General features: G+C 55.9%; 24 protein-coding genes. 11 read left to right on the top strand and 13 right to left on the bottom strand.

Going from position 1 to position 23,940, the window contains the following annotated elements:
* Positions 1–645: 645 nt before the first annotated feature.
* From AB4Y96_RS23220 to AB4Y96_RS23210, 3 genes are all read right to left on the bottom strand, one after another.
* Complete coding sequence (locus tag AB4Y96_RS23220) at positions 646–1,944, bottom strand: DNA-packaging protein (protein ID WP_441920208.1); 1,299 nt, start codon at positions 1,942–1,944, stop codon at positions 646–648.
* Positions 1,865–2,353 carry a hypothetical protein gene (locus tag AB4Y96_RS23215; protein ID WP_441920206.1) on the bottom strand — a complete coding sequence of 163 codons (489 nt, stop codon included), beginning with the start codon at positions 2,351–2,353 and terminating at the stop codon, positions 1,865–1,867. Before AB4Y96_RS23215 ends, AB4Y96_RS23220 begins: the two co-directional genes overlap by 80 nt.
* A gap of 151 nt (positions 2,354–2,504) precedes the next feature.
* Complete coding sequence (locus tag AB4Y96_RS23210) at positions 2,505–3,134, bottom strand: LysE family translocator (protein WP_091881147.1); 630 nt, start codon at positions 3,132–3,134, stop codon at positions 2,505–2,507.
* A 294-nt stretch (positions 3,135–3,428) separates the two neighbouring features.
* On the opposite strand from AB4Y96_RS23210, the gene AB4Y96_RS23205 reads away from it, so the two are divergent.
* Genes AB4Y96_RS23205 through AB4Y96_RS23195 form a run of 3 tightly spaced genes read left to right on the top strand, consistent with a single transcriptional unit; the run spans position 3,429 to position 6,765 of the window.
* A complete protein-coding gene (locus AB4Y96_RS23205; RefSeq protein WP_441920210.1) occupies positions 3,429–5,594 on the top strand; it encodes a transglycosylase domain-containing protein in 2,166 nt (721 codons plus the stop codon).
* A 48-nt stretch (positions 5,595–5,642) separates the two neighbouring features.
* Complete coding sequence (locus AB4Y96_RS23200; RefSeq protein WP_091880584.1) at positions 5,643–6,227, top strand: DUF1214 domain-containing protein; 585 nt, start codon at positions 5,643–5,645, stop codon at positions 6,225–6,227.
* Positions 6,220–6,765, top strand: coding sequence for a DUF1254 domain-containing protein (locus AB4Y96_RS23195; protein WP_091880585.1), 546 nt, complete (start codon positions 6,220–6,222; stop codon positions 6,763–6,765). The genes AB4Y96_RS23200 and AB4Y96_RS23195 overlap by 8 nt, the downstream gene beginning before the upstream one ends.
* Here the strand turns inward: AB4Y96_RS23195 and AB4Y96_RS23190 are convergent, their stop codons facing one another.
* Positions 6,766–7,053, bottom strand: a complete 288-nt coding sequence (locus AB4Y96_RS23190; RefSeq protein ID WP_441920204.1) for a YciI family protein — start codon at positions 7,051–7,053, stop codon at positions 6,766–6,768.
* A 166-nt stretch (positions 7,054–7,219) separates the two neighbouring features.
* On the opposite strand from AB4Y96_RS23190, the gene AB4Y96_RS23185 reads away from it, so the two are divergent.
* On the top strand, positions 7,220–8,272 hold the full coding sequence (locus tag AB4Y96_RS23185) for an ElyC/SanA/YdcF family protein (RefSeq protein WP_441920202.1): 1,053 nt from the start codon (positions 7,220–7,222) through the stop codon (positions 8,270–8,272).
* Between the two features lie 82 nt (positions 8,273–8,354).
* Here the strand turns inward: AB4Y96_RS23185 and AB4Y96_RS23180 are convergent, their stop codons facing one another.
* Positions 8,355–10,589, bottom strand: coding sequence for an autotransporter outer membrane beta-barrel domain-containing protein (locus AB4Y96_RS23180; RefSeq protein WP_441920201.1), 2,235 nt, complete (start codon positions 10,587–10,589; stop codon positions 8,355–8,357).
* Positions 10,590–10,680: 91 nt separating this feature from the next.
* Here AB4Y96_RS23180 and AB4Y96_RS23175 point away from each other — a divergent pair, with 91 nt between their 5' ends.
* The gene (locus AB4Y96_RS23175; protein WP_175540593.1) at positions 10,681–10,830 is read left to right on the top strand and encodes a hypothetical protein; all 150 of its coding nucleotides are present in this window, start codon (positions 10,681–10,683) and stop codon (positions 10,828–10,830) included.
* Between the two features lie 440 nt (positions 10,831–11,270).
* On the opposite strand, the gene AB4Y96_RS23170 is transcribed toward AB4Y96_RS23175, so the two are convergent.
* Entirely contained in the window at positions 11,271–11,465 is a 195-nt protein-coding gene (locus tag AB4Y96_RS23170) for a hypothetical protein (RefSeq protein ID WP_441920199.1), read from the bottom strand.
* Between the two features lie 253 nt (positions 11,466–11,718).
* Between AB4Y96_RS23170 and AB4Y96_RS23165 the strand changes: the two genes are divergently transcribed.
* Positions 11,719–12,690 carry a DUF2336 domain-containing protein gene (locus AB4Y96_RS23165; protein ID WP_091880592.1) on the top strand — a complete coding sequence of 324 codons (972 nt, stop codon included), beginning with the start codon at positions 11,719–11,721 and terminating at the stop codon, positions 12,688–12,690.
* A 6-nt stretch (positions 12,691–12,696) separates the two neighbouring features.
* On the opposite strand, the gene AB4Y96_RS23160 is transcribed toward AB4Y96_RS23165, so the two are convergent.
* The 3 genes from AB4Y96_RS23160 to AB4Y96_RS23150 are packed head-to-tail and all read right to left on the bottom strand — an operon-like array spanning position 12,697 to position 15,731.
* A complete protein-coding gene (locus tag AB4Y96_RS23160; protein ID WP_441920195.1) occupies positions 12,697–13,044 on the bottom strand; it encodes a DUF1491 family protein in 348 nt (115 codons plus the stop codon).
* A 25-nt stretch (positions 13,045–13,069) separates the two neighbouring features.
* Positions 13,070–13,957, bottom strand: a complete 888-nt coding sequence (locus tag AB4Y96_RS23155; RefSeq protein ID WP_441920192.1) for a peptidoglycan-binding domain-containing protein — start codon at positions 13,955–13,957, stop codon at positions 13,070–13,072.
* On the bottom strand, positions 13,932–15,731 hold the full coding sequence (locus AB4Y96_RS23150) for a sensor histidine kinase (RefSeq protein ID WP_441920191.1): 1,800 nt from the start codon (positions 15,729–15,731) through the stop codon (positions 13,932–13,934). The genes AB4Y96_RS23155 and AB4Y96_RS23150 overlap by 26 nt, the downstream gene beginning before the upstream one ends.
* A 316-nt stretch (positions 15,732–16,047) precedes the next feature.
* Here AB4Y96_RS23150 and AB4Y96_RS23145 point away from each other — a divergent pair, with 316 nt between their 5' ends.
* Together AB4Y96_RS23145 and AB4Y96_RS23140 are read left to right on the top strand one after the other, a co-directional pair.
* Complete coding sequence (locus AB4Y96_RS23145) at positions 16,048–16,575, top strand: DUF5330 domain-containing protein (RefSeq protein ID WP_441920189.1); 528 nt, start codon at positions 16,048–16,050, stop codon at positions 16,573–16,575.
* Positions 16,576–16,651: 76 nt separating this feature from the next.
* Entirely contained in the window at positions 16,652–17,092 is a 441-nt protein-coding gene (locus tag AB4Y96_RS23140; protein ID WP_441920187.1) for a SufE family protein, read from the top strand.
* Here the strand turns inward: AB4Y96_RS23140 and AB4Y96_RS23135 are convergent.
* Together AB4Y96_RS23135 and AB4Y96_RS23130 are read right to left on the bottom strand one after the other, a co-directional pair.
* Positions 17,089–17,859, bottom strand: coding sequence for a DUF6456 domain-containing protein (locus AB4Y96_RS23135; RefSeq protein WP_441920186.1), 771 nt, complete (start codon positions 17,857–17,859; stop codon positions 17,089–17,091). The two genes, AB4Y96_RS23140 and AB4Y96_RS23135, sit on opposite strands and share 4 nt — an antisense overlap.
* Before the next feature lie 23 nt (positions 17,860–17,882).
* Positions 17,883–18,338, bottom strand: a complete 456-nt coding sequence (locus tag AB4Y96_RS23130) for a helix-turn-helix domain-containing protein (protein WP_441920184.1) — start codon at positions 18,336–18,338, stop codon at positions 17,883–17,885.
* Between the two features lie 195 nt (positions 18,339–18,533).
* On the opposite strand from AB4Y96_RS23130, the gene AB4Y96_RS23125 reads away from it, so the two are divergent.
* Entirely contained in the window at positions 18,534–18,836 is a 303-nt protein-coding gene (locus tag AB4Y96_RS23125) for a cytoplasmic protein (RefSeq protein WP_441920183.1), read from the top strand.
* A 60-nt stretch (positions 18,837–18,896) separates the two neighbouring features.
* On the opposite strand, the gene AB4Y96_RS23120 is transcribed toward AB4Y96_RS23125, so the two are convergent.
* Positions 18,897–19,334 (bottom strand): MucR family transcriptional regulator, encoded by a 438-nt coding sequence (locus tag AB4Y96_RS23120; RefSeq protein WP_091880604.1) that lies wholly within the window; start codon positions 19,332–19,334, stop codon positions 18,897–18,899.
* Positions 19,335–20,147: 813 nt separating this feature from the next.
* On the opposite strand from AB4Y96_RS23120, the gene AB4Y96_RS23115 reads away from it, so the two are divergent.
* Both AB4Y96_RS23115 and AB4Y96_RS23110 read left to right on the top strand, forming a co-directional pair.
* Complete coding sequence (locus AB4Y96_RS23115; protein WP_441920182.1) at positions 20,148–22,253, top strand: S9 family peptidase; 2,106 nt, start codon at positions 20,148–20,150, stop codon at positions 22,251–22,253.
* 173 nt (positions 22,254–22,426) lie between these two features.
* Positions 22,427–22,765: a metallophosphoesterase gene (locus AB4Y96_RS23110; RefSeq protein WP_441920209.1), complete on the top strand. Its 339-nt coding sequence runs from the start codon at positions 22,427–22,429 to the stop codon at positions 22,763–22,765.
* Between the two features lie 9 nt (positions 22,766–22,774).
* On the opposite strand, the gene AB4Y96_RS23105 is transcribed toward AB4Y96_RS23110, so the two are convergent.
* Positions 22,775–23,878, bottom strand: a complete 1,104-nt coding sequence (locus tag AB4Y96_RS23105; RefSeq protein WP_441920180.1) for an FAD-dependent oxidoreductase — start codon at positions 23,876–23,878, stop codon at positions 22,775–22,777.
* Positions 23,879–23,940: the final 62 nt, after the last annotated feature.

The raw sequence follows: 23,940 nt of genomic DNA, 5'->3' as shown, positions 1-23,940 counted from the left end.
GAGCCAGCCGGTGTATCGGGACGATAGGCCTCCCGACCACAGCAATGGCCTTGCTCTCAAACTTGGAGGTGAATGATGTGGTATCCGCCACTTAGCATCACCTTAGAAATGAAAAAGACCCGGACGAGCTGGTCCCTCGTAATCCGGGTCAATTTCAGGTTCTAAGAAAAGGGGCGCGGGCGAAAGCTCGCGTCCCACTCCAAGACCTTACTATAATTTCCCGGTCTTTCCAAGCAACCCAGAGTGGACACTCCATTCGGGAATTGAGTTCCCCGGTCTCAAGACAACCCRGTTCCGCSAGAGCGAACGCAATTACAACTCTGCATTCGTGGACCTGTTCRARAAACCCGGCAWKGTGTTGARCSRGAACRAGTTTTGAGRGCGAAGCAGKAAACAYCGAKCCAGCCGGTGTATCGGGACGATAGGCCTCCCGACCACAGCAATGGCCTTGCTCTCAAACTTGGAGGTGAATGATGTGGTATCTACCACTTAGYATCACCCTGGAAATGAAAAAGACCCGGACGAGCTGGTACCTCGTAATCCGGGTCAATTTCATACACTAGGAAAAGGAGGCGCGGGCAAAAGCTCGCGTCTCCACTCCAAGACCTTACAATAATCTCTCCACTTTTCCAAGCAACCCGAGGTTTAGCCCACAACGCGAATGCGTGGGCTTGATTCTTTTTTCAGCATCAGTTCGCTCAGAGCCCAGACCAACGCATCAACACGGTCTGGTGAACGCCCGCTCGATAATCCTGCATGGGTGAAATCACACATTTCATCCTCCAGCGCCGGAAAGCGGCCCGCGTGCCGCACCTTGCCCTGTTCATATAATGCGGCGATGGGCTCAGCCCGCAGCGCTTTGCCGCGATTGGCCCGCACGCCGCGAACTGGCACAGTGTTATCCTCAGCAGCGATAACAGCGGCAACCATATCGCCGCCCTGGTTTATCTCAGCCACGATCAGATCGGCCTCTAGCCTGTAGAACAGCTGGATGGAACGTTTGGCCCATTGAATAGGTTTGGCCGGACCAAAACTCTCATCGGCGAGTATCCACCCCATACCGTCCGCATCGACCCCTGCAGCAACGATCCCGCAAGCGTCGGACTTTCGCGTTGCGCTGGCTGGCGGATCGATTGCGACAACAATCCTTTGCATTTCCGGGATGTCGGCACGATAAATCTCTTCCATCATCGTCCGCGACCACAGGGCATCGCGGCGCTCCTCAATCAGTTCGCCATCTAGCTCCTGTCGTCCCAGCCGCGTTCCACCGTAAAGCTTTTCCATATGCGCAAGAAAGCTCTGGGCCAGATTGGCATTATTCTCGGCGGTGCGCATCCGGCTCACCAAAACAGTTCTGTCGTTCATCAAAGCCTTCAGCGAGGCGGTCGGCTTTGGTGTTGTTGTTACAACCTGCTTCGGATTGTCGCCAAGCCGCAAACCAAATTGCAGCATGTCCCAGGTTTCCTGCGCATGTTTCCATTTCCCCAACTCGTCACACCAGGCCGCGCCAAATTGCGGTCCGCGCAAACTATCCGGATCTTCGGATGAAAACATCGCCGCCGTCGCGCCATTGGCCCAGATGAGCCGTCGGCGCGTTGCCTCAAAGCGCGGGCGTTCAGTCCGCGACACCGCCATGATGCCGGACGGCCCGTCAATCATAACTTCGCGCACATCCGCAAGGGTTTCACCAACCAGTGCGATGTTGAGCGCGGCTGGCGATTTGAATGGCGGAAATCCATGCACAATGCTGTTGACCCACTCGGCTCCGGCGCGGGTTTTGCCGGAACCGCGCCCRCCAAGGATCAGCCACGTGCGCCAGTCATGATATGGCGGCTGTTGACTGGCCCGTCCCTGAAATATCCATTCATTGGTCAAAGCCTGTATCTGCATGGGGCTGAGATTGTTGGCGCACCAGTTGATCAGCTCGGCATAGGGCAAGTTCATGGATTCTTCCATCAATGCGAACCAGCACTTCACGCAGTTCATCCGGACCCAACATCACGATGGAGCGTTGCTGTTCGGTCCGCTTCTGCTGCATTTCACTGAGCCGGTCCATGGTCCGTGCCAGTTGCGCCAAGGCATCCAGCCGCGTCTTGGCCGACGCCGTTTCATCGCCTAGTTGCAACTGACCCAGCTCCTTGCGCAGAAGCTCCATGAGATCGCGAATAAGGGTAAGTTCACTATTTTGACATTCGAGATATTGCAGCGTCCGCCCGTCATCGATGACAAGCAGCTCAAATTCCGCTGTGCTGACCCCAAATACCGGCGCCATTTCATCCGTTGAAATTCCGTAATGCCGACAGAGATCATAGGAATGCCGTCGACAGAGCGATTGCTCGCCGCGCGTCATCATTGTCATGGATAATCCTTGGGAAGGTCAGTTCGTTCGCCGGTGGAATTCTCCGGACACATTTCTGACGATAACCAGAACCTACAGGAGTTCCGTTACGCAGTCAAGGACTATTTTCCTAAATATGATTATTTTCTTTTAAACCTTTGAATAGTCAGGCGGCTTTCTTCCAGCCTAGTGCCAGCAGGCCCGCCCCAATCATCAACGATCCACCGGTGCGATTGACGATGCGTTGGACTTTTGGCTTGCGGATAGTCTGGCGCGCCATGGATGCCATCAGCGCGTAGGTGCCAGCGTTGAGTGTCGCAAGCACAAGGAATGTCGTTTCAAAGATCACCATCTGGGTAAAAACCGGACGTGTTGTGTCGAGAAACTGCGGCAGGAAGGCCACGAAGAAAATGATGCTTTTCGGGTTCAGCGCCGTCACCACATAGGTATGCAGAAAAATACGCAGCGCACTTTCATTCGTCTCGGGAGTATCACTCGCAGCGGTATCGGCAACTGGAGCGCGCCAGAGTTTGATACCGAGATAAATCAAATAGGCTGCACCGATCCATTTGAGCACAGTGAAGATGGCAGCAGAGGCCGCAAGCAGCGCACCAAGGCCGAGCATCGAGGCGGTCATAGCGGTAAAATCACCCAGCGCCACACCCGCAACGGTTGCAGCGGCAAAGCGACGGCCATGGCCAAGCGCATAGGAAATAACAAGCAGAATGGTTGGTCCGGGAATCGCCAGAAGGATTGCCGATGCCGCGACGAATGCCAGCCAATGTTCAATAGACATGCTTGTTTTCTCCCAACCCAAAAACACAGCAATCCATCGCCGCAAAACAATTGCAAGTGGAATTTTCGGCGGAATTTTTAAAAGCCCAAAACCCATCAAATCTTGGTGCGAATCCCCCTACCCCTTGTGGCATGCCAATAAAAAGAGTTAGATTTTTCCTCAAGATAGGAAGGGATGAAACGGACTGCCCAAGCCTTATAACGGCCATCATAAGAAGCTGTTAAGCGTAATCGGCTACACCATATCTTCGCGAGAAGACGTTGGCTGACGACAGGCAGACAAGAGATTGGCATGATGAACGAGCCTCGGGCCAAAGACACTCTGGCCAAGAACAAACCCAAGCGATTCAAGGTCTCGCCCCTGCTCGGACTTGATGCGTGGATTGATTCGTCACTCTACGAGTTGCGTTTCCGCCTTGCCGAATTCTGGGAAGATACAACCATTTTCTTCCGCCGCTTCCACGTATCAGGCTGGCGGCGCGCGGTTGTGGAGGTGCTCAGTGAAGGTTTTACCTGGGGCACCGCCGGTTCCGTCGTGATGCTGACGCTTGCCATTCCTGCCTTCCATGATACCGAAAAGAACTGGCGCACGCGCGACGATTTTGCCGTTACCTTTCTTGATCGCTACGGCAACGAGATCGGCCAACGGGGTATTCTGCATCGTAGCGCCGTTCCCATCGATGAATTGCCTGACCATGTGATCAAGGCTGTTCTTGCGACGGAAGATCGCCGCTTCTTCGACCATTTTGGTATTGATTTTCTTGGCCTTTCCCGCGCCATGACGGAAAATCTGCGTGCCAATTCCGTGGTTCAGGGTGGTTCCACCATCACGCAGCAGCTGGCGAAAAACCTGTTCCTGACCAATGAGCGCAGCCTTGATCGCAAGATCAAGGAAGCCTTTCTGGCGCTGTGGCTGGAATCCAATCTTTCTAAAAAGGAAATCCTGCAGACCTATCTCGACCGCGCCTATATGGGGGGCGGTACATTCGGCATTGCGGCAGCCTCCGAATTCTATTTCGGCAAGAGCATCAAGGATGTCAATCTGGCTGAGGCCGCCATGCTCGCAGGCCTGTTCAAGGCTCCGGCCAAATATGCACCGCATGTCAATCTGCCTGCTGCCCGTGCGCGCGCCAATGTTGTGCTCAGCAATCTCGTGCAGGGCGGTTTGATGACTGAAGGTCAGGTTGTTGGTGCCCGGCGAAATCCCGCAACGGTTGTGGATCGCGGCCGGTCCGAAAGCCCTGATTATTTCCTCGACTGGGCGTTTGACGAGGTGCGCCGCGTTGGCCAGAAACTGCCCTCCCACACTTTGGTGGTGCGCACGACGCTTGATACGGGCATCCAGAAAGCCGCCGAAGAATCGGCTGAATATCATCTGCGCCAGTTCGGCAAGGAATATAAAGTCACGCAGGCTGCCGTCGTAGTGCTCGAAAACAATGGTGCCGTACGGGCAATCGTCGGTGGCCGCGACTATGGCGAAAGCCAGTTCAACCGCGCCACCGCAGCGCTGCGTCAGGCGGGTTCCTCGTTCAAACCCTATGTCTATGCTGCTGCCATGGAAAAGGGCATGACACCCAAGACGATGATCTCGGGCGGTGCTGTTTCGTGGGGCAACTGGTCGCCGCAGAACTATTCCCGTCAATATCTCGGTCAGATCGACCTGACGACCGCGCTGGTCAAATCGATCAACACGGTTCCTGTACGCCTCGCCAAGGACTATCTGACAACCGCGCCTATCGTAGCGCTGGCCAAGGCCATGGGCGTGGAATCGGTGATCAGTTCGCACAAGACCATGGTGCTCGGCACATCAGGCATGACCGTCATGGATCAGGCAACGGGCTATAATGTCTTTGCCACCGGCGGCATTGCCGGTATACGCCATGCCGTCACGCAGATGAGCGACCAGAACGGCAAGGTTCTCTGGGATTGGAAGGCCGACGGGGATAAGCCGCATCGCGCCCTTACGGAAAAGGCTGCATTCAATATGAACATCATGCTGTCGCAGGTGCCCGAATGGGGCACCGGACGGCGCGCGGCCCTGCCAATGACGCGCGTGGCGGGCAAGACCGGCACCACGCAGAGCTATCGCGATGCATGGTTTGTCGGTTTTACCGGCAATTACACCGCCGCCGTCTGGTTCGGGAATGATAATTTCACCCCGACCAAGGAATTGACCGGCGGCATCCTGCCCGCCATGACATGGCAGCGCTTCATGAATTATGCCCATCAGAATATCGATCTGAAGGCCATTCCGGGCATTGATCCCACCATGCCGAAACAGGAGAAGGTTGCAGCAGCCAAACCGGCAACGGGTGACGATATTGATGCCCTCAAGGCGCAAGAGCGTCCGCGCGTTTTGTCCAATGCGACCGTTACCTCCTTACGTGAGATTGGTCAGGCCCTGAAGGAAGCACCGGAACTGAAACTGCCCGTTCTGCCAGCGAAAGTCTCTGCGCTTTGATCGCGCAGTGCTTGCTTATGACCAGCGCTCCCGTGTAGTCCTGACGCTATGCTTCGAAATGTGCTCCTCGTCCTCATTGCCCTTGTGATCGCCGTTGGCGGCGGAACGCTGAGCGCGTGGTATGCCGTCAACCGCTTCGACGGCTTCGGCACGCTGACCGTTGGCCAATGGACCGGCTATCCCGATGCGGGCACCCCGCAGTCTGACCCCTACGCCAAGGCGCGGGCAGCGCGCGAGGGGGCGTTTCCGCTGGGCAGTGCGGAAGGTCTTGCCTTTTATGCCTATCGTGATGATCAAGGCCAAGCTCTCAACCGCCGATGCACCTACACTATTGACGGCAACAGCCCCAATTCCCGCTTCTGGACGCTCTATCCTGCTGATCTGGCGCTTATACCGCTTGACCCGGGTGCGGACCGGCTGCCAGCTCTGCATTCGCGCCAGATTTTCCGCAGCGAAAGCGGCAAGTTCGTCGTCAATGTCTCGCCGAAGGCACAAACAGGCAATTGGCTTGCCACCACAGGCGATGGCCGCATGGTGCTGGTTATGACGCTTTACGACACCCCCGTCGGCAGCAATTCCGGTCTGGTCGATATGACCTTCCCCACGGTCAAAAAGGTGAGCTGCGATGGGTAAATTCCTCCGCGCCCTGCTGTTTGGTCTGATTGGCGCCGGTCTTGTCCATGTCGCCGTGGTGCTGCTCGTGCCCTATTATTCCGATCGGAATGCGTGGTCGCGCATCTCTGATTATGGCGAGGACTGGGCGTTTCACCCGGTGGTACGGCAAGCCACACAGGAAACAGTGCCGCTGGCGCTTGATCCGCTGTTTGAGGCGGTGGCCTGCCGCTTCGATATCACAGACCTTCCAGCCCACATTACCGGTCTTGGCACGGCGCCTTACTGGTCGATTTCGGTCTATAACCGGCAGGGCGAGAATATTTATTCGATCAACGACCGCACCGCCATTGCAGATCAGCTCGATCTTGTGGTCGCACGGCCCTTGCAGATGATCGAGCTTAACAAGACCAAGCCCGTTTCAGCGGCCAATTCGGTGCTGATCGAAGCGGATATGGATGAGGGCTTTGTTGTGGTGCGCGGCTTTGTGCCTGATCAGTCGTGGAAAGCGCAGGTTGACGCTTTTCTCAAAAGCGCCAACTGTTCGCCGCTGCTCTGATCAGTCGAGCAGCGCTTCCAGCCCCTTTTGCGCCTTGGTCGCCACAAATTGCTGGATATCATAGGTCGCCAGTTTCTTCTGCCAGAACGGATCTTCGGCCAGAATTGTGCGCAAGGCTTCTTCGCTCTCGCTTCTGGCGAGGATCACACCGCCGGTGCGCGGCACTTTGCGGCCCGACGCCAGAAATGTCCCGGATGCATAGTGATGGTCGAGAAAGGCGATATGCCCATCGATAACCGCATCAAGCTCTTCAAGCGGGGCGACGTAATTCAGCGAGACAACGTACATGGGGAGGACTCCGGGGGGATTGTAGTACGGATTTCATATAGGGGTGCTAGAGGATGAACAGAACAGCACAATTTCAAAAAACATCCGATTTTCGCCGATTGCAAAAACCATTTCGCCGGTTAACCTATCCTTAGAAAAAACATCCAACGCCGCAAAGAAAGCTCCCATGAAACGCCTGATCATTGCCGGAACTGCCGCCCTTCTCGCCCTTGGGGTTTCGCTGCCTGCCCTCGCCTTTGACCCGCAAAATGCCGAGCGTATCAAGACTTTGGTCGATACTGGCATGCAGTATTACTGGAGTGGCGGCGACGTCAAAAAGGCGGAAGCGGAGATTTTCAAGGGTATCACCCTGCATGGCCGCTATGATGTGGTGGAGCAATCCTTTGCCGAAGCCTCGAAACTTGCGCCCGAACAGATGAATTTCCGTTTTGCCGTGGCCTCTTCGCAAATCCTGCAAAAGAAAGTCACCGAAGCCCGCGCCACCTATGAAGACATTCTGGCAAAGGACCCGACCTCCTTCGATGCGCAGGCTTGGATCGAGGCACTCGCCCGTATTGGCAATGACGAGACGGGCTCGACCCTTGCCCATCAGGCGCTTTCAGGGCTCGACCGTGACAAGGCAGAAGCCTACCGCCAGCGTTTTGTGCGCGCCGAACAGATCATTGCGGAAAAACCCAATGCCGATATTCCGGCACTCAAGGGCAAGGTTATGATCGTGGCGCTTGGCTATGCGCTGGCCAAGGACGGCACAATGGAAAAGCCGCTGCTCGACCGATTGGATGTAACGCTGAAAGCCGCGCAGGCGAACCCTACGGCGCGCATCATGGTCACCGGCGGCCAGCCGCAGGCCGGTGTCACCGAGGGTGATCTTATGACCAAATGGCTGGTGGAAAAGGGTGTTGACCGCGATCGCATCCTCATTGAGGACAAATCCAAGGATACGGTCGGCAATGTGCTCAACGTCGCCAATCTCCTGAAGCGTCATACGGCGGACAGCGTTATTCTGGTGACGAGTTCCAGCCATATGCGCCGTGCCCGCACGCTGCTCGAAGATGCGCTGAAGCAATATGATATTGGCGCCAATGTTACGCCTGTCGTGGCGCTTGATGCACCGACACTGGAGGACGCGGCAAAGGTTTCAGCGGATGAACGGCTGGTAATCTATCGCGATCTGATGCGCGTCTCGGGGCTTTGGGCCTATCCCGGCTTGCAGCAATAAATTCCGCAACGCGAAAAATGCCCGACTGTTTGAAGCATACCCACCGGAGTTTCCCCCGGCGGGCGGTATTTCTGCATCGGTCCTAAAACCGGATAGTCAGATCGGCCTTGAGGGCATTGTCATGGCTGCGGTTGGAAAACTGGCCGGTATAGCTGACGCCGATAGTGGTGGCACTGCCGATATCAAAGTCGAGGCCAGCTTCGACGAGCGCCGTATCCCGCGCCACGGGCAGACCCTTGATCGAGAAGGCCCTGCCATGGGCAAACGCCATGGACGCGTCAGGTGTTACATCGCCAAAGGCATGGTTCCACCCGGCCATGCCGCGGGCAGTCAGCATGGTCTTTTCGCTTAAAGCGAAGCTGTAGGAGGTTCGCAGCCCAAGGGTGGTCGTGGTCAGATCCGTGGTGGCCGATGCGCCTGACAGGGCCGCAATGCCGCCGGTTTCCTTGAACCCGTCAGTTTTGAGGTGGGTATAGGCTGCGTCGGCAAAGGGTTCGAACGTCACGTAAGGCGTATCAATGCGATAGGCCGCCTCGCCAAACACCTGCACCGAATTGGCGGCGTAGGATGCGCTGTCGGTTTCAGCAGTATGGCCAAAGCGGACTTTGCGGTTCGTATCGATGGTGTGATGGGCAAGACCGGCGCCGAAGCTCAAGGTCAGCGCATCCATCTTCGTGCCGCCATAGACACCCAGCTGATAGCTATCGGCGGAGGCGGAAGACTGGGCTCCATGCAGCGATGTGTTGCCATAGGCAGCAAGCACGCCCAGCCGCCATTTTTCCGCAATCCTGCCGTCCACGCCGGTGACAATGCCACCGGTGTTGCGGCTAAAGGCGGCGGCATTGCCATCGCTCTGCGCATGGCCCCATGAACCATAGGCATGGCCCCACAAATCCGTGGTGGGAACAGCTGAATTGAACCCAACCGCCGGGCCTTTGGCCGTGCGTTCCGTCAGCGCAACATTATAGCCTGTGGCATCGGTGAATGCTGCCCTGATCCGGCTATTGGCCGCATCGCGGATAAAGCGGCCATCTTCGGCCAGAACGTTGCGCGCCGAGGCGTAAATTTCGCCCGAAGGCGCATCGTAATTCAAAACCTCAACTCTGCTGGAGAAGAGCACGGCGCCCAGCAGCGGATCGCCAAGATCAAGCTGCTTTATGGCTTCGCCTACACTCTTCTGGTTGGGGGAGGTTGCATCCGCGAGAACAATATTCTTCACCTTTGCCTCGATGCGCTGCATTTTCGACTGGTCTGTCTCAGGCTTTGCACCGCCATCCGGGTGGCCGCCGGGTTGCGGCTGCTCATCCGTCGTCCCTTGCAAAGGCTTGCCGGTGCCCGGATCAATCAAATCAAAGCCAACAGCCACGGCACTGCCATCGGCGGCATAGGTCAGGGAGGGAGAGATATAATTATATTGCGGGGTGATGGCTTCAAAAGCGCCGCTGATGCGCTTGTCCGATGTTAGAATCGTATAGTGGCCGAGAAACAAATCATGCATCTGCTGTGCACTCATGGGCGCGTCCTGACCTGCAAACCGCAGGTTTACGCGGCCGCCCGAAAGCGTGACATCGCCGGCAACGGTCAAACGATCCGAACGGCTTTTGTCCGGCGCAATTTCGACATCGAAAATACTGCCCCTGTCGAAGGTTGCATCACCCAACACATGCAGCGTGCCGACCGGATTTCCCGGAGCAACGGTGCCACCGGCCAGCGCTCTCAGATCGCGCACCGTGCCATTGCCTAGAAGCGAACCGCCGGGGCCGACTGCAACGTCCCGGCTGTTTCCCTCAATGAAGGCCGTGCCACCATTGACAAGAACATCGCGGCTCACACCGCCGGAACGAACACTCAATTGCGCGCCGTTATTGACCTGAATATCGCGGCTGACGCCATTAATGAATGCGCCTCCGTTGTCCATCAGCACATTTTCAACTGAACCTTTGGTACCAACATTCAACCACCCGCCACCGATCAAGGCATTCCCGGCTTTTCCATCCACAAATGCGTTGCCGCCATTCATGGCGAGAACCCCGATCCGGCCCTCTTCCCTGACATGCAAACTCCCGCCAGTGTTGACAATCGTATTGCCGCTTAATCCATGAATGAAGGCATAGCCGCCATCCACGACCAGATCATGCGTTACGCCATGTTCGCCGACGGTCAAAATTGCGCCTCTCCCAACCGCAACATTGCCGGTCTCGGCGTCGACCCAGGCAGCTCCATTATTCGGCGTCAGTTCACCGAGCATACCCGCACTGTGGACGAGCACATGGCCATAACCATCAACGTTGACGGTGCCACCAGGGACGTCCAACATTTTGAGCCCTCCGCCGAACCTGACATTCTCAAACATTCTCATTTCCTCGGCGGCCAACGGGCCATCCGTGTCAGCAGAACGTTGAGACCCGATGAGCCCCCTATCCTCAGCGGCTTCCATTGATTGCCGCCCCGCATCGTTGCCGGGATGTGCCGCGTCCGATGACGGGATCACCTGCGCCTTTGCCGCGCTGAAACCCGCGGTTACGATCAATGCGGCGCAGACGCTTTTCAACAGCTGATTGCGTAAGGTTGCAGTAAGGTTGTGACGTGCGGATACACCCGCAGTTTTGGCGTGAAAATACATTGAAATATCGTCCCTAATATTCGTTGCGGTTCAAAAAAGACGGCGACAGGGCAATTGGTGTTTATGCGTACTACTATAGTTGTATGAGACGATAATTGCCGTGGACGCGCAATCGGTGAATCTACCTAGTACAACCTGCTGGCGTGGTTACGGCAAGAGTGTTGCGCGGAATTCCCGTTCAATTACAGATAGTTAGAAATATTATTGGGACAATGTTTTGTATAAGGATTGGCGCAAGGGCTGCGCGCTCTTATGGCTCACGAGGCTTTTCAAACGTGATCGAATGACCGGGATCTGTCATCACCGGGCGAGATAGCGCAAGCAAATCTGGTCGGAATTTCGCCCCACGAACTCTATCGTGCGGGCGAAGCTGACTTAGCTTGGTTGTGGTGTCGGATCAAAAAACCGGCTGCCCGGCTTGTCCTTGTCACGGGTGCGATTGTCTTTCGCAACGCGCTCATAGCGCACGCCCGGAAAAATCATGATCTGCGCGGGTGTCGTCCGCGGTTCGGATTTGGTTGCCACGCGCTGGCGCATGGCGCTGCTTGGAAAACTGATGACAAAACCCATTTCATCCATCCGTCTGCTCTGTTGATCTCCTTGATACGCAACGCTTCATGCCTGCTGCCATCTGGTCAGGGCGCTGATAACGCAGCTGCCCCGCCACCCCTTTGGGGTGCTGATCGATCCCGATCAGCTCGCGCGCGTTTATTTCGCGCATAATTTCATTAGACACCCCGATGGTTAACGGGTTGCTAACGCTTCGTGGCTAATTTTAGCCATGGTTTGATAGCGTCCTTGAGTGTTCGAGTGGAGTGTGTTCGTGAAGTATCCTGAGTTTCGGGCACTTGAAGACCGCAATGGCGGCAGCAAGGCTGACGATCTCCTGACCGCGTCCATCACCGCCTTCTGCTGCGTCGCAAGGCCGGCAAAGAGCGATGCCCGTCAGCTTGAGGATCTTGCCGTTCCGCTTCTCGCCCTCGCCTCGCCGCGTGTGCGCCGTCATGCGGCCGCTGCCCTTTCCGAAATGCCCCATGCACCGAAACGTCTGATTCTCGCGCTTGCCGCGGATGATGTGGATATTTGCGCGCCATTGCTGCTGCGCTCGCCGGTTTTGAAACCGGCTGATCTCATCGGCCTTATCCAGCAAAAAGGCATCGGCCATGCCCGCGCCATCGCGCGGCGGCAGATTGAGGACGCTGCGCTTCTGCAAACCCTGCGTCATTTTCACGACCCGGCCATTGACCGCGCCCTGGCGCTGCAGACCGGATTGCCCGTCAGCCATGAGGAAGAACCTTTGGACCGTGTGGAAACAGAATCGCCGCGCCTGCGCGAAACCCGTGAGGCACTGCGCGCCCTGATGCGCGATACGGATGCCGGGCTTTCCACGGATCAGGCGCTGGCAGACCATTTGATTGATGCTGCACTTCTCGACCAAACACACTTCTTCCGTGGTGAATTCGCCAAGGCGCTTGATCTCGACAATGAAACCGCCGAGCGCATCATCGGCCATAGCCTGAACGCAGAGCTGACGATTGCGCTTGCCTCGCTCGGCCTATCGGCGGAAGCGGCACATCTGGTGCTGACAGGTCTGTTCGGCCTTGTGCACAAGGATCTGCACTCGCTGCGCCTCTTCGTCCAGTCCTACCGGCAGATCGATCAGGACAAGGCGCAGGCGACCATCAATCGCTGGAAGACCGAGGAAAACTCGCAAAAGCTGCGGCAGAAATTGCGGGAAATGGCGGCGGATTTCGAACGTGGCGGCACCGGGTCGTCAACGCGCAAAGTATCCTGACGGCAATCAGTCCTTGGCGAGCGGAAAAAGTTCACCACGCTCGCCGCGATAATCTTCGATCTCGACAATCCACAAATCCCGATCCCAGCGCTTCTGCTTTTCCAGATCGGCGTCGACATCGCTTTCGGCAGTGGATGATTTCAGCGGAGTAAACTGCCGCTCATCCGGCTTTGCCTCGTCATAGACCATTTGCGGGGCCGGACCGAACAGGTCGTAGGTGCCATCAGAATTGCGGAATTTGATGAAGATCGCGCCAGCTTCGCTCGCACCCTTATTGCTGAGCGCGGCAAAAGCACCAGTGCCATTGATACGGCGCACCAGTGCGGAAACCCAAAACTCCGATGTCAGACGCATTGCACTTCTCCAGTAACCACCCCGATCAATTGATCAGGCCGATTTCCTGCATTTTGGCAAATAGTTTCGCATCAGGCTGGCCCGTAACCGGCAGCTTGAACAGGGTCTGGAACTCCTTGATCGCGCTCTTCGTATTGGCGCCAACCTTGCCGCTGATCTCAACCTTGTCGTTGCCGAAGGCGCGCAGGCCAGCCTGAATACGAACGATCTCCGCCGGAGCAAGATTGCTGCCTGTGGTTTGCTCGCCCGCACCTGTTGGCATCTTGTCGTCGGACTTGGCTGATATGGTCTGAACGGTTGCTTTCTCCTGACCATGATCAGGTTTGGCCGCCGGTATGGCGATGCTGGCGGTGGTGTCGCTGGCATTGCCGACAGCGGGCTGGGTCTCAATACCCATTTCTGCCGACGCCTTGCGGTAGGCCTCGATCGCGGCGCGGGTTCCCTTGCCAGCCAAACCATCCACCGCACCGCTATAGAAGCCGAGCGCCAGCAATTTCTGTTGCATCTTCGCCACTTCCGGATCACCGCCGGGTGCCAAAACAGGGTCTCCATTGATAGCCGCAGCTACAGGATCAGGATTGGCCTGCGGTACGGGCACCGAATTGACTTTTCGTATGGGCGCGTCAACCGAACTCTGCTTTTGCGGCGTACCGAATACGGTGCCGTCATGCTTGATCGGCTTGAACACCAGTTCCGGGCGGGTGCGGAAGAACACGCCGTCATGACCCTGCGGCTGATACCACAGCGCATTGGCTGATATGAAGCCGAGCGTTACCAGAAAGGCCGTTGCACCACCTGTGATAGTCGGATTGCGGGCGATCAGCCCACCGATCCCAATGGCAATAGCGGCCATACGGCCGCGTTTGGGGGCGCGGCGCTTTTTGCTGTCAGGCCGATTTACGGGCTTCCGCATGGGAACCTCCCTCACTGTCGCTGTCCGCTCTGAACTCAACAATATTGACCGGTTCAAACGGAACCGGCTCGATGCGCGGACCGGCGAGTGGAATGAGAACATTGACCACCGTGCCCTGTCCGGGACGGCTGCGAATATCCATCTGGCCGCCATGCAGGCCGATCAGGCCCTTGACGGTTGCAAGACCAAGGCCGGTGCCTTCGTGCTTGCGGGTATAGTCGTTCTGCACCTGACGGAATGGCTGGCCCAGCGTCTGCAAATCCGCTTCGGCAATGCCAATACCGGTATCGCTAACGGAAAAGGCCAGCATGTCATCATGGATACCCGCATCAATGGTGACCACACCGCCGCTTTCGGTGAACTTGACCGCATTGGACACCAGATTGATCAGCACCTGCTGAATGGCACGCTGATCTGCAACGACGGCGCCGATATGCCTGCCCACACGATCACACAGGGTGACATTCTTCTGCGAGGCCTGATGCGCCATCATGTCATGCACCATGGTCACGGCATCCTTGAAGGCAAAGCTTTCGGCCATGATCGGATAGGTTCCGGCCTCGATCTTCGACACGTCGAGGATAGCATTGACCACGGAAAGCAGATGCGTGCCTGATTGGTGTACCAGTTCAACATATTCGCGCTGGCGGGCATCCGGCAGCTTGCCGCAAATCTCCTGCAGCAGCACGTCGGAGAAGCCGATGATGGAATTCAGCGGCGTGCGCAATTCGTGGCTGACGGAAGCAAGGAAGCGGCCCTTGGTGATCTCGGCTGTTTCCACCTGCGTGCGGGCAGAATCCAGGGCGAAGCGGTCAGCAACGGCACCTGAAATGTCCGAGGCAACGACCACGAAACCATCACCCTGACTGTGCGGTACGGCAGACAGACGGTAGGTGGCAAAGCGAACCGTATGTGCTGCGCTCGCAGCCACACAGCGCAACTTTACTTCCGTGGAAGCTCCGACCACACCGCCGCGCAAATCCGACAGGAAGGAAAGGAAATGCACGCGATCAGATATATGCACACGGTCGAGCAGCGTGGTGCCGATCAGCAGGCTGCGGGCCATGCCGAAATGTTCCTGCGCCTTGCAGGACAGCGAATTGATCATACCGTCGCGGCCAAGGCCGATCACCACACCTTCAATGGCATTTTCAAGATCGGCCACCCGATCATCGCGGCGGGCTGCATGGGCACGCGCAACCAGCGCGCTGGCAGCACGCACGAGCAATGAAGCGCCATAACCAAGCGAAGCCAGCAGCGAAACCGCCGTCAGGGTGACATTGCCGCCCATCCACATCGACACACTGAAGAGAATCGCAAGCACGGTGGCGGCGATAGCTGTCGACGTAACAAGGGATTTCTGCGAGCGATAGACAAACCAGGCTTCAAGCGGCATCGCTGCAGCCATGATCCAGAGCAGAAGATTGGCTGACGGTCCGGTGACACTGATCAGGCCGATCGCCGCGCCATAGGATGCAAGTGCAGCCAGACCCAGTATTGTGCTGTTACGGACAAGCGAAAGCGCGCCGCAGAAAATCATCGGCAGGGCAAAAACCCCGACGCCAAGGCTCAGCATGCCACCGGCTTCACTAAACAATGTATGGCTGGTGAGAAGAGCAACCGCCAGCAGCACAGGCATAAGCAGAAATGCACCGGCCATGCGGGCGTCCCTGTCGCGTTCGGCGGCGCCGGCAACAGATGTGCTCACCCAGTGCTTGCAATGGCGCCTGAAGGCATCAGCAATCTTGGGCAGTGTGACGGAATGAATCGGCACCAGTTTTTTCCTGCTATCCGCAAGATCCGGCCGGGGCCAAATGCTTGACGGTCATTTCAATGTCGCCGTTAACCTTCGCAGACGAGGCTTTAAGGAAAGGATAAAACCGGGGCACCAGATGCCTCTCACAACCGGTTTCGGGCAAATGTGAGGGGGCTTTTCAATGCATGGTAAATGAAGGGTTTCGGGTTGCCGCCCATTTGCCCGTCGAATCGGGAAAGCGGCATTTTGGTCGCCAAGATTTCTTAATCCTTGGTTTCTATGATCACTCAAATGCAAAACCGCGTCGCAACGGGTTTTTGCCTTCTGTGTGGCAATGTCGAAAGCAAGTTGGGTATCGACAGAGGATTTTGAAATGTTCTTCCTGATCAGGTTTGCGATCAAGTTCTGCTTCTGGATGATGCTGATCTCGCTGTTCATTCCCGGCGGGCCAAAAGACAATGCGCAAGGAACCACCCAGCCCGGCCCGCTTGAGGCTTTCTTTGCTGCGCGCGCCACGATCAGCGATCTCAGCCAGTTCTGCACACGCAATCCCGATGCCTGCGAAACGGGCAAGGCCGCGCTCAACAATGCAGGCGTTCGTGCCGGCGAGGTTGCCAAAGTCGGCTATCAGTATCTCGACACACAGCTCGGCAACAAGACAAACAATGCTGACGCGGCGGTTGCAGCGGCGCATGAAGATGCCGAAGCCAAACCTACCGCAGCTTCGACGAGCCAGAGTGATCTGATCAAAGCAAAACTGCGCGAGATGGCCCTGCGCGAAATTCTCGACGTCGCCATTCGTCAACGCGAACATTCGGGTGCTGTCGACAACAAGACCACCGGCACCATTGTAAAGAAGTAAGCCCTGCGACAGGAAAAACGGTGACGTGGAGGCTTCCCGTCACTATATGTGCCTAATCACAGCAGAGACTTGTTTTATGGCACAGACAATTGACGACATTATCGCGGATTTCGACTTTCTTGACGATTGGGAAGACCGCTACCGCTATGTCATTGATCTTGGCCGCGAACTGAAACCTTATCCAGACACCGCCCGCGATGCGGCGCACAAGGTCAATGGCTGTGTCAGTCAAGTCTGGCTGAAAAGCACATTGAGCGAAGGCACGGACCCGGTGATCGAGTTTGTCGGTGATTCCGATGCGCATATCGTGCGCGGTCTCGTGGCAATTATGATGGTACTCTATTCCGGCAAGAAGGCATCGGAAATCCTGGCTGTTGATCCGGAAGCCATCTTGAAGAAACTGGGATTGAACGAGAACCTGACACCCCAGCGCTCCAACGGATTACGCTCCATGATTGGCCGTATCCGCAGCGAAGCGCAGGCCGCCCTCGGGTCAGCCCAAGCCACGCAGCATTAGAGTATCGGGCGATAATCCTCGGTTCCCCAGTGAATAATGCGCTGGGATCGCCGTGATGGCGATGGCGGATAGTAATGCCGGTCCAGTGCAGCCAGCGCCGTCTTCAGGATGAGCTTCGCCGAGCGGACAGGCCATTGCCTTTCGCGCTCGATAACCTCCAGCCCTTTCAGAAAGCAGCAGACATCAATCAACACGCCCGACAATTCAGGCCCAACGGCTTCCAGCGCCCGCTCCACCCGTAGCCGCGCTGCCAGCGCTGCATCGGTGATTTCAAGCACCCCATTGCCACTGCGATGGCTGGCGCCTGAACCGGCAATATTCCAGTTGACGCCCAGTGACGGCATCAGATTGCCCAACGTGTAATCGCTGCGCAGCCGCTCGCCAGCCTTAAATGCTGCGTCGCTGATCAAAGGCTTGCCGGATGAATCCTTGCGCTTGTGCAACAGGCCAAGGGGAGATTCCGCTTCGTTACGGCGTACATGCGCTGAACCATTGCCGTCATCAAGCACAATGACTGCCTCGCTGCGATGCTGGGCGGCATAGGCATCTGCTCCACCGTCCAAGCGGCGCAGGAACGCCCTGCCCGTGTCGGTGATTACGAGCTTGCCGCCGCGTGAATGGGCCAATTCTTCACGAACAGCATGATCAATCGTCGACCGCTCAACGGAAATTGCGCCGCCTGCTGCGCTCTCAAGCGTGCGCTTTGCATTGCCTGATGCAACGACCTCCGCCGGTGCCTTGCGGAGGAAACACAATAGTCTGCGCATCAATAGACCGTTCCTGACAACACTCATCGGCGCACCATGCCACTGCGCAGGAAGGCGGCCCTCAGAATATTCTCGATGGTGTTGATGATGCGGTCAAACTCCGGCTCGTCACGCATATCCTCAATGAGATGACAGGCATGATTGACCGTGCTGCGGTCACGCCCAAAAGCGCGCCCGACCTCTGACATGCTCAGCGACAACGTCACATGAGCCACATACATGCCGATTTGCCGGACTCGCGCCACCGAACGCTCGCACCGGGAGTGTGAGCGAAGATCGCGGCCACTGACATTGAAAAAGCCTGAAAGAATATCGATAACACTGTCGCAGACCTGAAAGAGACGCTCATCCAGCGGCTCGTTATCATCGGGAATGAATGGCTTGATTACCCGTTGCCTTGAGCGACGCTGACGAAGAATATCGATCATCGCCCGCGCTTCGGTGACAGAGCTGATCAAATGAGGGAAATTCTCGGACATTCTCGCTCCACTTCATTTATAGGAATATCTTCTTATAATATTCCCATCAAGACCGTGGATAAGTTTTGCTGCGCAAAAGCGTTAAATTATTGTTTTACAAATCATTTTTCTTTTTAATGCAGTATTTTCTAGGACTTTTGTCCTACATTCATTCCAACGCCCCATAATGCCCCATCCCACATCAAGGATGGAACCATGGCCCATATCGACTGGATAAAAGAACGGGAGACTTTTCTGGCTACCAGAGAAGCCGAGCGGGAGACGGCGCGGCAACGCCTCGCATTGCAAATTCTCTGCGGCGAGAACCTCGACACCATGATCGCTCTCGGCCCTGCAGACAGGTTGAACTATTGCAGGCGGTTAAAGCGACTGATCGAGAGAGAAAGGATCAAGGGCGGCAAAGGGCACTGGAGCTATGATCTTAACCGTCATATCGGCCTCAAACAGGCATTGGATACATTGCAGAAGTCTATCCCGGTCACCATCCGTGCGGATTGAGGCACAAACAAAAACGGCGCCCAGAGGCGCCGTCTTTGCAAATTATTCGTGAGCCGCTTATTAAGCAGCCTTCTTACGCTTGCGGCCGAGGCCCATGTTCTTGGCCAGACGCGAACGAGCAGCGGCGTAGTTTGGTGCAACCATTGGATAGGATGCATCCAGATCCCACTTTTCGCGATACTGTTCAGGGGTAAGGCCATAATGGGTCATCAGGTGACGCTTCAAAGACTTGAATTTCTTGCCGTCTTCGAGGCATACGATGTAATCGTCCGCTACGGATTTCTTTGGGTTGATTGCAGGTTTCGGCTTTTCCTGAATCGCGACGACTGCTTCTGCACCACTACCGACCCGACCAAGAGCAGCGTGGACATCAGCAATAAGCGCTGGGAGATCGCCAGATGGCACCGAATTATTGCTTACATAAGCAGCAACCAATTCAGCGGTCAGCTCCAGAAGAACATCACCAGCAGCTGTGTTTGAATTGTCGAATGTTGTCATCAAAGTCCAAATCCTTCATCTAATTTGAAAACTGGGTATTACTCGGGAAAGCAAGCAGTATAAATCTGCAAATATCAGAAATCCTGACACTGATGGCCACACTGTATTCAGGATAGAGCACAAATTGTCAAATCAATACTTCACCAAAAAAAGAAATATTTGTAATTTTTCCTTGATATAGAATTTACTTGGGTCTTCACGGTGATTAAGGCAAGAAAGCCAAAATCCGATTAAACATGTGATAACATAAATGTTCACACGTGAACATCCACACAACACCACTAAGACCAAAAATGGCGAAAATGAGGAACCAATCCTCATTTCACAAGCATTCTATAATAACGGATATTGCTGAGTGCGGTTGCGAAACCTACGATAGAATAACTCATGACAATATTGTTAGAGTTCTGTTTTTGACCAAATAGACAATTTACGCACAAGATGAACAAAAAAACCACAAAGCCACGTTGATCCGGCAAAACGCCCTCTCCAAATCAGCCGAAACCGCCCTTCGACCGGCCCATATCAGTGCATTCGCTTAAATAACGGCAGTATTGTTGCAAGAAGTTATGTGCAACATTTTATTTATGAAGATGTTCTCTCCACTGGTAAAACAATCTGGAATAGAAAAAGGCAAGGCCACGGTATTGCACGTAATGGTTGTAGTTCTGTGCCGCCACTCTGCTTCTTAAGCAGGATTGACGAATCCTTTGCAGATGTGGTCATCGTATGCTTTGGCAAGAGTCCGATATGCTGGCATGATCCGCGTCAGCCGATCCTGCCCATCCTATCCACTGCACCTGAAAGCATTTTATGACCAACACATCCCGTTTCATCACCCTTCCCGCTCCCCAATCCGCCAAGCATCCGGTTTCCGATACGCGCCACGGTATTACCCGCGTGGATGACTATGCGTGGATGCGTGCTGAGAACTGGCAGGAGGTTTTCAAGGACCCATCAACGCTCGATCCTGCGATCCGCAGTCATCTGGAAGCGGAGAACGCCTATCAATCGGCATTGATGGCCGATACCAAGGCATTGCAGGCCAAGCTTTTTGACGAAATGAAAGGCCGCATCAAGGAGGATGATTCCTCTGTTCCATCAAAAGATGGACCTTATGCCTATGGCACTTCCTACAAGACGGGCGGACAGCATCCACGTTTTTTCCGTACACCGCGCGATGGCGATGAGCAGACCATGCTGCTGGACGGTGATCTGGAAGGCGATGGCAAGGCCTATTTCAGTCTCGGCTCCGCCGACCATTCCCCTGACCATTCAAAAATGATCTGGGGTTTTGACGATAAGGGTTCTGAATTCTACACGCTCAAAGTGCGCGATCTGACAACGCTTGCTGATGCGGATGATCTCGTCAGCGACACATCCGGTGGCGGTGTATGGAATGCCCACTCCAACGGCTTTTACTATACAAGGGTGGATGCCAATCATCGCCCTTCACGTCTTTTCTATCATGAACTTGGCCAGCCTGAGAGCACCGACCGCCTGATCCATGAGGAGAAGGATGCGGGGTTCTTCCTGGGCGTCGGCGGCAGTTCGCTCGACGATTTTATCTTCATCGATTGCCATGATCACGAGACTTCCGAGGTCTGGCTGCTTGATGCCAGAAATGCCGCTTCGGAACCAAAACTTGTTGCTGCACGCCAGACAGGCGTAGAATACAGCCTGACCGAAGGCGGCGATGTTTTCTACATCCTGACCAATGCCGATGGTGCCAAGGATTTCAAGATCATGAGCACGCCGGTCACGACGCCGGAGCCGGAAAACTGGACTGAAGTGGTCGCCCACAAAGCGGGCCGCCTGCTTCTCGGCCATGGTGCTTACAAGGACCATCTGGTTTGGCTGGAGCGTGAGAACAGCCTGCCCCGTATCATCATCCGCAATCGCCATTCGGGTGAAGAACATGCCATTGCCTTTGACGAAGAGGCTTTCTCGCTCGGCCTGCAGGGCAGTCCTGAATATGACAGCGAGGTTATCCGCTTTTCCTATTCATCAATGACCACGCCCTCGCAGCTCTATGATTACAATATGCGCACACGCGAGCGTACATTGCTCAAGACGCAGGAAGTGCCTTCCGGCCACAACCCGGATGATTACATCACCCGGCGTTTGCTGGCTCCTGCGTCCGATGGCGAAACCGTACCGGTTTCCATCGTCTATCACCGTGATACGAAACTGGATGGCTCGGCGCCCTGCCTGCTCTATGGCTATGGCTCCTACGGCATGACCATTCCCTCAAGCTTCAGCACCAGTTGCCTGTCGCTGGCCGATCGGGGTTTCATTTACGCCATTGCCCATATTCGCGGGGGCAAGGACAAGGGCTATGCCTGGTACGACAATGGCAAACGCCTGCACAAGAAGAACACGTTCACGGATTTCATCGCCTCGGCCCGCCATCTGGTTGCGGAGGGCTTCACCAGCCATGAGCGCATCATCGCGCAGGGCGGTTCGGCTGGTGGCATGTTGATGGGCGCCGTCGCCAACATGGCACCGGAAGCCTTTGGCGGCATCATTGCCGAAGTACCGTTCGTTGATGTCATCAACACGATGCTTGACGATACTTTGCCGCTCACCCCGCCGGAATGGACCGAATGGGGCAATCCGATCACCTCGCCGACCGATTACGCCTATATGGCTTCCTACTCGCCCTATGACAACGTCCATGCGCAGGCCTATCCGCCTGTTCTCGCAGTGGCGGGGCTGACCGATCCACGCGTGACTTACTGGGAACCGGCAAAATGGGTGGCGAAATTGCGGGAGCTGAAGACCGATGACAATCCCGTGCTCTTCCGCATCAACATGGATGCAGGGCATGCCGGTGCGTCTGGCCGGTTCTCACGGCTGGAAGAAGTCGCCTATGTCTATGCCTACGCCCTCAAGCTGGTCGGCAAGGCGGAGGTTTAGTCGTCCACGAGGATGCAACCAAGCCATCCGCGAAAACCAGCGGATGGCAGTAGCGCAGATGTGTTTGATGTTGTGTCGACTCGCAGTTACAGACATCGCTGTTTCCGCTATAAAGGCATGAGGCGCTCGTGGGGAAGCAAGGTTAGACTGGTTCACTGCAGGAGGTTTTCATGATGAAACGAAGCGCACTTACCCTGATGCTCGGTCTTGCATTCGCCGCCCAGCCGGTAATCTCCCTCATGGACATGACTGAAGTACAGGCCGCAGTTCGCAAGAATGTCAGCGAATATGCTGGCGAGCGTTGCAATACGCCGCCGCGCGGCTCTGGTGTTATTGTCGGGCGTTATTCCGGTACAACAGACAATCCGATCATCTCCATGGGCGGCGATTACGTGGGCGTTTCTGCCTATCGCTGCTTCCGTTCCATGGAGGAGTGCCGCGGCTGGCTCTACACCATGCGCAGCAAATATATTGATGGAAACTTCGTATTGATCGGATGCGACAAACGCTGACGGAACGAATTAAACCTCGCCGCTCATCAGCTTTCTGAACACTTCCAAACCGTCCTCTGACGAGCCCGCGGCGAGGATGTGCATCGCATCGTCGGCGGCTGTTTTTGCGCGTGCAAACATCACAGCCTCATAGGCCTGAACCGCCCGGCTCCGGTCGCCACCCTGCGTCAAGGCATCGGCGAGATCAGCAGCATCGCGCAGCGCAAGGTTGGCGCCTTCGCCAGCCGGTGGCATGAGATGCGCCGCATCACCGATAAGCGTGATGCCGGCACGGTGCTCCCAGTGGTGCCCGGCAGGCAGCGTATAAACGGGCCATGGCCGTACATCCTCGTCGGCCGCATGAAACAGCTGGAGCAGGCCCGCATCCCAGTCCGCGAAATGCGCGAGAATGCTCTCCTTTGTCTCGGCAACGTCCGGCTCATCGCCGCGCGGCAAGGCCGCATAGACACGGATAAGCGCGTTGGAATTGCGCTGGGCAAAAATCGACTTGCCATCGCCCTTGGCAATGGATGTGCCCCGGCCAACAAGGGCAGCCACGTCAGGATAACGCCGGTCGACATCAGCAATCGACAACTCGAAATAGCTGAGACCGGTATGCTGAGGTTTTGCCGTTGATATGAGCGGGCGAACCTTTGACCATGCGCCGTCTGCACCGACGACAAAATCAAACTGCCTGACGACACCATTGGTGAAGCAAAGCTCGACAGTGCCATCAGCAAGCGGCAAAGCCTCACTCAACCGGTATCCCCAACAGATCGCCTCCTGCGGAAACGAGCGCAACAGCAGGGTGCGAAGCTGGCTGCGATCAATTTCGGGCCTGTCGCCATCAGCCGAGTCGTCCTTGAATACCAGTGCCCCGTGCTTGTCGTAGAGCCGTATGCCCTGATCTTCATAACGGGCAAAACTCTGGAACTCCGTGAAAAGCCCGGCACGTTTCATCGCGTATTGTCCGGTTTCCGCATGCAGGTCGAGCATACCGCCCTGCCCGCGATGCACAGGCGATTCATCGCTCTCGAAAACCGTGAAGGCAACGCCCTTCATATGCAGCATACGGGCGAGCAGCAGACCGCCGGGACCACCGCCGATGATGGCTATATTTGAATTCTTTGACATTTCCATATTCTCTTTGATAGATTGCATAGGGTCCTATTTAATATAACATAGGGTCCTATTCA

Source organism: Phyllobacterium sp. TAF24, assembly GCF_052113785.1.
Classification (GTDB): domain Bacteria; phylum Pseudomonadota; class Alphaproteobacteria; order Rhizobiales; family Rhizobiaceae; genus Phyllobacterium.
The sequence above is the reverse complement of the archived record's forward strand: the minus strand, read 5'-3'. Positions and strand labels throughout refer to the sequence as shown.